Raw genomic sequence first — 12,428 nt, 5'->3', positions numbered from 1 at the left:
TGTACGGTGTTATATCTACTGCGATGGATTAATTATTCATCTAGTATTTGCGTTTATTGTTAGTTATGTAAGTTCATGTTGTAATTCCTTATACTGTGATGAACTTAACAAAATCCAGCGGATGAAATATAAACAGTGGAAAACCGAGAGTATTGTGCAATTATTGTTACGAAGATATTAAATGATTGGCAATTTATTAAAAATGCATAGAAAAACCAGACAGACAAGTTAAGACCAAAGAGCCAGCATAGAGCTCAAAAATCTCACCAATACAGGAAGAGGGAATGGGAAAGATGGTAGACCAATCCAAGATAGTGGCAGAATCGTTGCCGGAACCTGAAGAGCACCTGCAACGGAGTCTCTCCAACCGCCATATCCAATTGATTGCTATTGGCGGTGCCATAGGTACCGGGTTGTTTATGGGATCAGGCAAAACCATCAGCCTTGCCGGGCCGTCTATTATATTCGTTTATATGATAATCGGTTTTATGTTGTTCTTCGTGATGCGGGCAATGGGTGAACTGCTGCTCTCGAATTTAAAATATAAATCATTCAGTGACTTTGCCGCCGACCTGCTTGGCCCCTGGGCCGGTTTTTTCACGGGCTGGACATATTGGTTTTGTTGGGTCATCACCGGCATTGCCGATGTTGTCGCCATTACCGCTTATGCGCAGTTCTGGTTCCCTGGATTCTCCCAATGGGTGGCCTCATTATTAGTCGTTTTACTACTGCTGTCGTTGAATTTGGCAACCGTAAAAATGTTCGGCGAAATGGAGTTCTGGTTTGCCATGATCAAAATTGTGGCAATTGTCGCTCTGATTTTTGCCGGCTTGACCATGGTATTAATGAGTTATCAGTCACCATCGGGGGTAACCGCATCATTTACGCATTTATGGAATGATGGCGGAATGTTCCCGAAAGGCATCAGCGGCTTCTTTGCTGGTTTCCAGATTGCTGTTTTTGCCTTTGTGGGTATTGAATTAGTTGGGACTACCGCCGCGGAAACCAAAGATCCTGAAGTGGTATTACCACGCGCAATCAATTCCATCCCTATCCGCATTATTATGTTCTATGTTTTCTCATTGATTATGATTATGTCGGTAACGCCGTGGGGTTCTGTTGTTGCGGATAAAAGCCCGTTTGTCGAGTTGTTCGTTCTGGTTGGACTGCCCGCAGCGGCGAGCGTAATTAACTTTGTGGTTTTAACTTCTGCGGCATCCTCAGCTAACAGCGGTGTGTTCTCCACCAGCCGTATGTTGTTCGGTTTGGCAAAAGAAGGTGATGCACCAAAGCAGTTTGGTAAATTATCACGTCGCTCGGTTCCCGCCTCCGGCCTGACATTTTCGTGTATCTGCTTGTTGGGCGGCGTGGTACTGATTTATCTCATTCCGAACGTGATGACCGTATTTACGTTGGTCACCACCGTTTCGGCAATTCTGTTTATGTTCGTCTGGACCATCATCCTTTGCTCTTATTTGGTGTATCGCAAAAGACGCCCTGCGTTACATAAAAAATCCATCTACAAAATGCCCGCGGGGATTTTTATGTCTTGGCTCTGCATGGCATTCTTCGCCTTTGTATTGGTGCTATTAACCCTTGAAAGTGATACCCGCCAGGCCCTGATTGTAACGCCGCTGTGGTTTGTCATTCTGAGCATCGGTTATTTTATTTTAAAGAAACGCAGAACCCGTTTGTACGATAGTAATAATCATTAAATGTTACGGCGTCAGCGTTTCTCTGACGCCTGTTTTGCTAACCAAACAGCGTTAAACACAGTTTTTTGTATCCGATCTCTTTTATAACCATAACAAGATGTAGCCCTTAGCTATATGCCTATTAGCGATCAATTAGCTAACCTCTAACAGCATTAACCGACACCAAACTCAATACATATTAAGCAAGTAGCATTTAGCTATCAGGAATAGTATTAACCACAGCTCACCCTATTATTGTGAAAGAACAACAGCGGTGGAGATACCTTTAAAAACAGCCGCTAAAGGGCTAATTTTGGGTACAGCTAAAGTTGCAGCCTGGGCGTATTGGCGTATGGTTAATAGGTGTCATTAACAGCAACTATGATGACATCATCAGCATTATTCAATAAATCTGATTGGAGTATCGCGAGATGGCGAAAATTTTAGTGCTTTACTATTCCATGTATGGGCATATCGAAACACTGGCCGGGGCCATTGCCGAGGGTGCAAAAAAAGTCAGCGGCGTTGAAGTGACCATCAAGCGGGTGCCGGAAACCATGCCACCGGAGGCTTTCGCGAATGCAGGCGGTAAAACCCACCAACAAGCGCCAGTCGCCACCCCAAAGGAACTGGCTGACTACGATGGTATCATTTTCGGCACCCCAACCCGCTTTGGTAATATGGCCGGGCAGATGCGCACTTTTCTTGACCAAACCGGTGGCTTATGGGCGTCTGGCGCATTGTTCGGTAAAGTCGCCAGCGTATTTGCCTCAACCGGTACTGGCGGTGGCCAGGAACACACTATTACCTCCACCTGGACGACACTGGCACACCACGGTTTTATTATTGTGCCTATCGGCTATGGCGCTAAAGAATTGTTCGATGTTTCGCAGACGCGCGGCGGCACTCCTTACGGGGCTACCACGATTGCAGGTGGTGATGGTTCTCGCCAGCCAAGCGCTGAGGAACTCGCCATCGCCCGTTTCCAGGGCGAACATGTGGCGAAGATCACCGCTAAATTAACCCGTTGAATTATCATGAAAAGCACCACTAAAGTGGTGCTTGATTTCAAGCTCAGGATTCAAGTAGCCTTTGTGCTAAATAGTGGTTGGCATCCACCACACCCGGTAAGACGAAGAAGTATCCCCCGCCGATCGGTTTAACATACTCTTCCAGCGCCTCACCATTGAGGCGGTTTTGCACCGCCAGGAATGCTTTCTCCAAATCAGACTGGTAGCAGATAAACAACAACCCCATATCCAGTTGTCCCGAATTTGAAACGCCTAATGAGTAACTGTAACCACGACGTAACATCAGGTTATTCTGGGTTTCTGCCGTCCGTGGGTTTGCCAAACGAATATGCGCATCCATTTTAATGACTTTGCCGTCAGGGTCTTGGGCATAATCTGGCTCATCATGTTCATAAACCATCCCCAATGGCGCGCCGCTGTGCTTATCGCGGCCAAAAATGGTTTGCTGCTCCTGTAATGGCGTACGGTCCCAAAACTCAACTTTAAAGCGAATAATCCGTGCAGCCTGATAACTACCGCCCACGGCCCAATCTGGTTCTCCGGCATTTTTCTGAACCCAGACCACTTGATTGATCAGCGGCTTATTGCTGGTTTTAGGGTTGGCAGTACCGTCTTTAAAACCCAACAAGTTGATCGGCGTCTCTTTGCCTTTACTGCGAGCTGCGTGAGCAGAAATAAAGCCTTCGCGCTTCCAGCGCACGCTAAGTAAGTCCGGCGTGTGCTTAATAATATCGCGCAGCGCATGAATGACGGTTTCATTGGTGTTGGCACAGATTTGTAGCAAGATATCACCATGACATAAACCAGCATCCAGTGAATCATTGGGAAAACGGGTCATTTTCTGTAGCCGCAGTGGTTTTTGCCCCTGTAAACCAAAACGCTCGTCAAACAACGAGTCACCGACAGAAACCGTGATGGTCAGGTTATCGGGATAAATTTCCGGCCCCATAATCCCGGAATCCAGCGGCGGTAACTTGGCATCTACCGCGGGCGCATGACCACCACGCGTCAGAAAGGCCAGTCGCTCAGTCAGCAGTTTGAATAAACGCGTCAGAGCCGCTTTGTCTGTGGCCAAAACATCAAAAGCCACCAGCATCATCGCCGCCTGCTGCGAGGTTAATACTCCAGCCTGATGCGGGCCGTAAAAAGGGTGTTTCTGCCAGCGCTCATCTTGCGCGGGTGCAGATTCGGGTGCAGTGCAATCCGCCGCGCGAGCTATTTTTGCCCCGCCGAGCGCCAATGCCCCACTCATCATGCCCATACCGAGCAGTAAACGCCGCCGGGACGGCAAAGCCGCCCCATTATCCTGTGGATACGGCCCGTATTGCGGGCCGGTTTTCTTATTCATCTTAACCAACCTTAATCCAGACCTAATACACCACGCAGTTGAGCCAGGTCTTCCGCCAGCGCTGTAATCGGCCCTTTCATGGCATTACGGTCAGCATCGGTTAACTTCTCGTAGGATTCATAGCCCTCTTTGGTACGGTATTTCGCCAGCACGCTATCAACCGTTTTAAAGTTGGCATCAATTTTATCCAACAACGGCTTATCGGCTTTTTCCAGTAATGGCCGCAGCAGATTAACAATTTTCTGTGCGCCATCGACGTTAGCCTGAAAATCCCACAAATCTGTGCGGCTATAACGGTCTTCTTCACCGCTAATTTTGCTGGCGGCAACTTCCTCAATCAGACCGGCGGCTCCACCTACCACCTTGTTCGGTGCGAATGTCAGGTGAGTAATACGTTTTTGCAGTTCTCGCGTGTCCTGATACAGTTGGTCGGCGAATTTATCCGCGCCTTTGGTGGTGTTGTCACCAAACAGGATTTTCTCTAAACGGTGGAACCCGGTAAATTTCGGATCAGCCGCTTTCTGCTCAAAATCGTCTTCACGGGCATCAATGCTACCATCCAAATCTGAGAACAATTCGGCGATCGGCTCAATACGCTCATAGTGCTGACGTGTTGGTGCATACAACTTGCGCGCCAATGCCAGATCACCGTTTTTGATTGCATCAGTAAAAGCTTTGGTTTGGGTCACCAACTGAGCGACTTCTTGTGTTACATAGACTTTATACTCAGCAATCGGCCCAACCAGTGCCATCGCATCTGGTTTTACCGCCGTGTGATCGCCCACCGCAGTGACGGTCAGCGTCCCTTTTGGATTGCTCAGTAAGCCGCACGTCATATCGTATTCACCCGGTTCCAAATTGGCGGTCATTTTCTGGGTAAAGCCCGGCGCGATATTCTCACGCTCCTCAACCACCATCACCCCTTTGAGGATTTCCCACTCCAGCCCCTTTTGGCTGGCATTGTGCACAATAAACTGGGTTTTACCGGCAGGAATAGACAACATCATTGGTTCACATTGTTTATCATTAACGGTAATTTTAACTTGTGGAATATCAGCCGCTTGTACGTTGATAGCCACAGCAGGCAGAGCCAACAACGCGGCGTGTAAGGCAGTGCGACGGAAGAACCGGTTAGACATGTGAAAATCCCTGAATTATTGGTTAGTTTTCTGCGCAACAGATGCGGTTGAGGCCGCCGTGGTGCGTGGTGGAAGGAAAAAGAAAATCAATGCCGGAATCAGATAGATAGAGTAAACCGCGACTTCACTGACTGTCGGCGCTTCCTGATAGCCAAACATGCCCTCAAGGAAGGTGCCAAGCAGTGAATGGGTGGAAAGTACCGCCGTCAGATTGAAAGCAATGTCTTGGAAATGGTTCCACAAACCTGCCTCATGGAAGGCTCTAATCGCCCCGGCAGCCAGACCCGCAGCGACAAACAAGATAAACAGACTGGTCCATTTAAAGAATTTAGCCAAGTGCAGCTTAATACCGCCCCAGTAGATGGCCATACCGACCAGAATGGCGCAGCTCAGCCCCAGTATTGCACCGATCGGTGCGCCAATTCCAACATCCTGCTGGAAAGCTGCCAGTAAGAAGAAAACTGACTCAAGCCCTTCACGGGCCACAGCAAAAAAGACCATTGCCACCAATGCCCAGCCCTGACCACGGCCAGAACTTAATGCATGGTCAATCGCCCCTTCCAGATGGACTTTGACTGACCTGGATACTTTGCGCATCCAGAAAACCATATAAGTTAAAATGCAAACTGCCACCATCGCAATAATACCTTCAAACAGCTCTTGCTGTTTCTGCGGAAACTCGCCGGTGGTTTCATTGATAAAAATGCCGATAGCCAGGCAAAGCACTGCGGCTGTCACGACACCAATCCATACAGCGCCCATCCATTGACCGCGTTGAGTACGTTTAAGGTAACTGGCGATCAGGCTAACAATCAGCGCGGCTTCCAGCCCTTCACGAAACATAATAAGAAATGGGACAAACATGCTGAACACCCCTGCGGTGGATATGGGTATAAATGTGTAATGATAGATAGCGTCGATTTACGTAAAGAAAAGTAAAACTAAAAACGATAGTGATTATCATTCTAAGCAAAAGAAATTCAAGAGGCGGAATAAGAATATTGTTAACCAAACTGTGGCAAGTTGTTTCTGCCCAGTTAAATAACAAGATAATTCATTGAGATAGGATTTACTGCAAAATCTATTTTCCCGCGAAAACAGCCATCGACAATAAACAATTTCAACTAAAAAATGGCCTCCTGCGTGACAGGAGGCCATGATTAGCGCGAGTACGTTTAATTAAGTAAACCCCGTCGCGGGATTATACCGTCTTGAATTCAGCTTCTGCTTGACGGAAACGTTCAGTAATTGTCTTGCTCGGCGTGCTGCCCATTAGGCTAACGACCACAATGGCAATACTGGCAAACAGGAAGCCTGGGATAATCTCGTACAAATCCAGCCACGCATACTGTTTCCAGACGATAACCGTGATAGCCCCAATCAACATCCCAGCCAGCGCACCGTTACGGGTCATGCGTGGCCACATTACTGAAATTAATACCACCGGGCCAAATGCAGCACCAAAGCCCGCCCATGCATAACTCACCAAGCCCAAGACCCGGTTGTTTGGGTCTGCCGCCAGCGCAATGGCAATCAACGCCACCAACAGCACCATCACACGCCCAACCCACACTAACTCTTTTTGGCTGGCTTTTTTACGCAGGAAAGCTTTGTACAAATCTTCCGTTAGTGCACTTGAGCACACCAGTAACTGGCAACTTAGAGTGCTCATGACCGCAGCCAAAATAGCTGAAAGCAAAATACCGGCGATCCACGGATTGAACAGTAATTTAGCTAATTCAATGAATACTCTCTCGCCATTTTGAGTGACATTTCCCGCCTGTTCTGGATGATTTTCAAAGTAAGCAATACCGAAGAAGCCCACCGCGATAGTCCCTGCCAGACAAAGAATCATCCAGGTCATACTGATGCGGCGCGCGCTACGGATAGTCCGGTGCGAGTCTGCCGCCATAAAGCGAGCCAGGATATGCGGTTGTCCAAAATAACCCAAGCCCCAGCCAAGCAGCGAGAGGATCGCAACCAGATTAAGCCCTTTAAACATATCGACATTTGCCGGGTTTTTAGCGGTAATCACCATCATCGAAGTATCGATGCCACCCACCGCCAAAATAACAATAATCGGCGTCAGGATCAGGGCAAAAATCATTAAAGTCGCCTGCACAGTATCCGTCCAACTGACTGCGAGGAAACCACCAATAAAGGTATAAGCAATCGTTGCCGCAGCACCCGCCCATAAGGCCGTGCCATAACTGAGGCCAAAAGTGCTTTCGAATAGACGCGCACCGGCGACAATCCCTGAAGCACAATAAATAGTAAAGAACACTAAAATGACCACCGCCGATATTACCCGCAGTAATTTACTCTTGTCTTCAAAACGGCTGGTAAAATAATCAGGCAGGGTCAAGGCATTATTATTGGCCTCGGTATGAACCCGTAGACGGCCAGCAACCAGTTTCCAGTTAAAATAAGCGCCAATGACCAGACCAATAGCTATCCAGCTTTCGGAAATACCGGAGAGGAAAATAGCGCCCGGTAACCCCATTAATAGCCAACCACTCATATCAGAAGCCCCGGCAGATAATGCGGTAACCACACTGCCTAAACTTCGTCCGCCCAAAATATAATCATCAAAGTTATTGGTTGCCCGGTAAGCCATTAGGCCAATTAATATCATGCCAAAAATGTAAATTAAAAAAGTCACCAACATTGGTGTATTCATCATCATGAAGCATCTCCATAGTGCGTATTATCGTTTTAATACATTTCGCTATTTTTAGTCGTTTTCGCTAAGGCGATTTTATGCCTACCTCTGGCTCCCCTGTCGGAACATGACACTGAATTACACCAGAGAAGAATAATTAGCAACAGGTGAACTATCCATAACAACTATTCGCAAGCGAATGGATATCTCGCGGTTGCTATCCTAGAGGACTCCTTTCACTTACCACAACAACTTCAACAAAAATTTTACAAAAAATTCACCCTATATCACATTACGCACCGTAAAAAGTTACACCTTCCATTACAAAATGAGTTGCACCTTAGGTTAATGCCTGACTCCACCTGCCATTGTTAGCAATAATACTTACTACACATAATATTCAGCCCCCGCCATGACCGAGTGAATTGTTAAAAACAAGACTGAATTCACACTTCACTCACATGACTTATTTAACACGGTTGCACAAAGTTGCAACATGACTAATATTGTCAGGATTGAAACGATAACTTCCCTTATTAAAATAAAGGAGCCGGACAGTATGGGCAGCACTACGATGGGTGTAAAACTTGACGAAGCGACACGCGATCGCATCAAGGGCGCAGCACAAAAAATTGACCGCACACCGCACTGGCTAATTAAGCAGGCTATTTTTAACTATTTGGAACGGCTGGAAACCAACAGTGAAATACCGGAACTTCCGCTAGTTAATAGCGCCGCTATCCAAGAAGCGGACGACATTATGCCGCAAACTGATGAAAGCACCCACCAGCCATTCCTTGATTTTGCAGAACAAGTTCTACCTCAGTCCGTTATCCGTGCTGCTATCACTGCGGCCTACCGCCGCCCGGAAACTGAAGCTATTCCAATGTTATTGGAACAAGCCCGGCTGCCAGAAGATGTGGCACTGGCAACCCATAAGTTGGCCTATTCCATTGCGGAGAAACTGCGTAATCAGAAAAGCGCTAATGGCCGTGCGGGCATGGTGCAAGGCTTGCTACAAGAATTCTCCCTTTCTTCACAGGAAGGCGTGGCTTTGATGTGTTTGGCCGAAGCACTATTGCGTATTCCAGATAAGCCAACCCGCGATGCGCTTATCCGCGATAAGATAAGCAACGGCAACTGGCACGCCCACCTGGGCCGCAGCCCGTCAATGTTTGTCAATGCTGCAACCTGGGGCTTGCTATTTACCGGTCATTTGGTGTCTACCCATAATGAAACCAAACTCTCCAGTTCACTGAACCGTATTATTGGTAAAGGTGGCGAGCCGCTGATCCGCAAAGGCGTGGATATGGCAATGCGTCTGATGGGGGAACAGTTTGTCACCGGTGAAACCATTGCTGAAGCGTTGGCTAATGCCCGAAAACTGGAAAATACTGGGTTCCGTTACTCATATGACATGCTGGGTGAAGCCGCATTGACGGAGGCCGATGCGCAGGCTTATCTGCTCTCCTACCAACAAGCTATTCATGCTATCGGCAAAGCCTCAAATGGCCGTGGTATCTATGAGGGGCCGGGTATCTCTATCAAGTTATCCGCCCTGCACCCGCGCTATAGCCGCGCGCAGTATGAACGGGTAATGGATGAGCTTTATCCACGTTTATTGTCACTGACCTTGCAAGCCCGTCAGTATGATATCGGTATTAATATTGATGCAGAAGAAGCTGATCGGCTGGAAATCTCCCTCGACTTGCTGGAAAAACTCTGCTTCGAGCCAAAGTTAGCGGGTTGGAATGGTATTGGCTTTGTTATTCAGGCTTACCAGAAACGCTGCCCATTCACCATTGATGCCGTGATTGATATGGCGCAGCGCAGCCGTCGCCGCCTAATGATTCGCCTGGTCAAAGGGGCATACTGGGATAGCGAAATCAAACGCGCCCAAGTCGATGGATTAGAAGGTTACCCGGTCTATACCCGCAAAGTGTATACCGATGTCTCTTATCTGGCCTGCGCGCGTAAATTACTGGCGGTACCTAACCTGATTTATCCGCAATTTGCCACCCACAATGCCCATACACTCTCGGCGATTTATCACCTTGCTGGCCACAATTACTATCCCGGCCAATATGAATTCCAGTGTCTGCATGGCATGGGTGAACCGCTCTACGAGCAGGTTGTGGGAAAAGTTGCCGATGGCAAGCTAAACCGCCCATGCCGTATTTACGCCCCAGTCGGTACTCACGAAACCTTGCTGGCGTATCTGGTGCGCCGTCTGCTTGAGAACGGTGCGAATACCTCGTTTGTAAACCGTATTGCCGATGCCACATTACCGCTTGATGAGCTGGTAGCTGATCCGGTGAGTGCTGTGGAGGCGATGGCGGCAAGTGAAGGCCAATTAGGGTTGCCCCACCCACGTATTCCCTTGCCTCGCGAGTTATATGGTAAAGAACGCGCTAACTCAAGCGGGCTTGATCTGGCCAACGAACACCGTTTGGCCTCACTCAGCAGCGCGCTGCTGACCAGCGCCAGTCAAATGTGGCGGGCCGAACCTCTTATCGATACCTATCTTGATAGCGGCGTAGAAAAACCCGTGATTAACCCCGCAGAACCTAGTGATATCGTCGGTTATGTCCGCGAGGCAACAGAGGCTGAAGTCAGCCGTGCATTAGATGCGGCCGCCAGCGCAGGTGCTATCTGGTTTGCCACACCACCGGTTGAACGTGCTGCCATATTGGTCCGCGCAGCCGAGCTGATGGAAAGCCAAATGCAAACGCTGATGGGTATTTTGGTACGTGAAGCCGGGAAAACCTTCAGTAATGCTATCGCAGAGGTGCGTGAAGCCGTTGATTTCCTAAATTATTATGCAGGAATAGTGCGCGATAACTTCGCCAATGATAGCCACCGCCCACTCGGCCCCGTAGTGTGTATCAGCCCGTGGAACTTCCCGCTGGCGATATTTACCGGTCAGGTTGCGGCAGCGCTGGCGGCCGGTAATAGTGTGTTGGCCAAACCCGCAGAGCAAACACCGCTGATTGCCGCGCAAGCCGTTCGTATTTTGCTGGAAGCGGGCATCCCAGCCGGTGTTCTACAACTGTTGCCAGGCCAGGGGGATACCGTCGGCGCAACTCTGGTTAATGATGTCCGTGTCCGCGGCGTGATGTTTACCGGTTCAACCGAAGTCGCCACTATTTTGCAACGTAGTATCGCAGGCCGACTCGATCCTCAAGGCCGCCCAACACCACTGATTGCCGAGACCGGTGGTCTGAATGCCATGATTGTTGACTCATCAGCATTAACGGAACAGGTGGTAACCGACGTTGTCGCGTCAGCGTTTGACAGCGCGGGTCAACGCTGCTCTGCTCTGCGTATTCTCTGTATTCAGGATGATGTGGCCGAACACACCCTGCAAATGTTACGTGGCGCAATGGCCGAATGCCGTATGGGCAATCCAGAGCGCTTATCTACCGATATCGGGCCGGTGATTGATGCCGATGCTAAAGCGGGTATTGAGCGCCATATCCAGGCGATGCGCGCCAAGGGGCGCAAAGTTTATCAGGCGGCCCGAGCCAATGGTTTGGATGAAAAAGAGTGGCAGCGCGGTACTTTCATCAAACCAACGTTAATTGAGCTGGACAGCTTTGATGAACTGCAAAAAGAGATCTTTGGCCCAGTGCTACATGTTGTACGTTTCCAACGCCAAAATCTTGAGGCTTTAATCGATCAAATCAACGCATCGGGTTATGGTTTGACCTTAGGTATTCACACCCGTATTGATGAAACTATCGCGCGTGTCACCGGAAAAGCCAAAGTAGGCAACCTTTACGTCAACCGTAATATGGTGGGTGCCGTCGTAGGTGTGCAACCTTTTGGCGGCGAAGGTTTATCCGGCACCGGGCCGAAAGCGGGTGGCCCACTCTATCTATATCGTCTTCTGTGCAGTCGCCCGGAAGATGCCGTGACCAACACGCTGGTGCAGCAGGATAACGCACAGGTACAGCATGTTGCGGGCCGCGAGGCGCTGCTGACTGCGCATCGTGAACTGGTTCAGTGGGCAGAGAAACAGCAAGATAACGAGTTGACTCAGCGAGCACAGCGTTACGCCACATATGCTCAGAGCGGCACCGTTCGGCTACTTCCAGGGCCGACGGGCGAACGTAACACCTATGCCCTGCTGCCGCGTGAACAAGTTCTTTGTCTGGCGGATACTCAAGCGGATGCACTGACTCAGTTGGCTGCGGTGTTGGCAATCGGCAGTCAGGTTTTATGGCTGGAAAATGACGTACAAAAAGAGTTGTTCCGCAAATTACCTAAGGCGGTGCAATCGCGTATTACTCTGACCAATGATTGGCAAGCGGCCAATATCAGTTTTGATGCGGTTATCTATCATGGTGATGCCGATCAACTGCGGATTTTGTGTGAGCAAATTGCGCAAATTGACGGGCCAATCGTCTCGGTGCAAGGTTTTGCACGCGGTGAAACCAACATTCTGCTGGAACGTCTGCTGATTGAGCATTCGCTTAGCGTGAATACGGCAGCAGCAGGGGGTAACGCCAGCCTGATGACCATCGGTTAATCCGCCAGCTTTACCACTAAGAC

At 49.1% G+C, this 12,428-nt stretch carries 7 protein-coding genes; 3 read left to right on the top strand and 4 right to left on the bottom strand.

All coding sequences use genetic code 11. From position 1 onward, the window contains the following. Positions 1-293 precede the first annotated feature (293 nt). On the top strand, positions 294-1,715 hold the full coding sequence (gene cycA / locus AT01_RS00635) for a D-serine/D-alanine/glycine transporter (protein ID WP_004700884.1): 1,422 nt from the start codon (positions 294-296) through the stop codon (positions 1,713-1,715). 410 nt (positions 1,716-2,125) lie between these two features. Further along, complete coding sequence (gene wrbA, locus AT01_RS00630) at positions 2,126-2,725, top strand: NAD(P)H:quinone oxidoreductase (RefSeq protein WP_004700886.1); 600 nt, start codon at positions 2,126-2,128, stop codon at positions 2,723-2,725. A gap of 43 nt (positions 2,726-2,768) precedes the next feature. Here wrbA and efeB read toward each other — a convergent pair whose 3' ends face one another. The 4 genes from efeB to putP all read right to left on the bottom strand — a co-directional run bounded on the left by efeB (position 2,769) and on the right by putP (position 7,898). Then, entirely contained in the window at positions 2,769-4,073 is a 1,305-nt protein-coding gene (efeB, locus tag AT01_RS00625; RefSeq protein ID WP_042545674.1) for an iron uptake transporter deferrochelatase/peroxidase subunit, read from the bottom strand. A gap of 11 nt (positions 4,074-4,084) precedes the next feature. Continuing rightward, positions 4,085-5,212 (bottom strand): iron uptake system protein EfeO, encoded by a 1,128-nt coding sequence (efeO, locus tag AT01_RS00620; RefSeq protein WP_042545673.1) that lies wholly within the window; start codon positions 5,210-5,212, stop codon positions 4,085-4,087. Between the two features lie 15 nt (positions 5,213-5,227). Beyond that, positions 5,228-6,076, bottom strand: a complete 849-nt coding sequence (gene efeU / locus AT01_RS00615; RefSeq protein ID WP_042545672.1) for an iron uptake transporter permease EfeU — start codon at positions 6,074-6,076, stop codon at positions 5,228-5,230. Positions 6,077-6,413: 337 nt separating this feature from the next. Beyond that, the gene (gene putP / locus AT01_RS00610) at positions 6,414-7,898 is read right to left on the bottom strand and encodes a sodium/proline symporter PutP (protein ID WP_004700895.1); all 1,485 of its coding nucleotides are present in this window, start codon (positions 7,896-7,898) and stop codon (positions 6,414-6,416) included. A 535-nt stretch (positions 7,899-8,433) separates the two neighbouring features. On the opposite strand from putP, the gene putA reads away from it, so the two are divergent. Next, positions 8,434-12,405 (top strand): trifunctional transcriptional regulator/proline dehydrogenase/L-glutamate gamma-semialdehyde dehydrogenase, encoded by a 3,972-nt coding sequence (gene putA / locus AT01_RS00605; RefSeq protein ID WP_042545671.1) that lies wholly within the window; start codon positions 8,434-8,436, stop codon positions 12,403-12,405. Positions 12,406-12,428: the final 23 nt, after the last annotated feature.

Source organism: Yersinia aldovae 670-83, from assembly GCF_000834395.1.
In the GTDB taxonomy this organism is placed as follows: Bacteria; Pseudomonadota; Gammaproteobacteria; order Enterobacterales; family Enterobacteriaceae; genus Yersinia; species Yersinia aldovae.
This window is presented reverse-complemented; position numbering and strand designations above follow the sequence as displayed.

Excerpts from the sequence above, each read along its gene's own strand:
- cycA (WP_004700884.1), top strand. The coding sequence starts at position 294 with ATGGTAGACCAATCCAAGATAGTGGCAGAATCGTTGCCGGAACCTGAA.
- wrbA (WP_004700886.1), top strand. The coding sequence starts at position 2,126 with ATGGCGAAAATTTTAGTGCTTTACTATTCCATGTATGGGCATATCGAA.
- efeB (WP_042545674.1), bottom strand. The coding sequence starts at position 4,073 with ATGAATAAGAAAACCGGCCCGCAATACGGGCCGTATCCACAGGATAAT.
- efeO (WP_042545673.1), bottom strand. The coding sequence starts at position 5,212 with ATGTCTAACCGGTTCTTCCGTCGCACTGCCTTACACGCCGCGTTGTTG.
- efeU (WP_042545672.1), bottom strand. The coding sequence starts at position 6,076 with ATGTTTGTCCCATTTCTTATTATGTTTCGTGAAGGGCTGGAAGCCGCG.
- putP (WP_004700895.1), bottom strand. The coding sequence starts at position 7,898 with ATGATGATGAATACACCAATGTTGGTGACTTTTTTAATTTACATTTTT.
- putA (WP_042545671.1), top strand. The coding sequence starts at position 8,434 with ATGGGCAGCACTACGATGGGTGTAAAACTTGACGAAGCGACACGCGAT.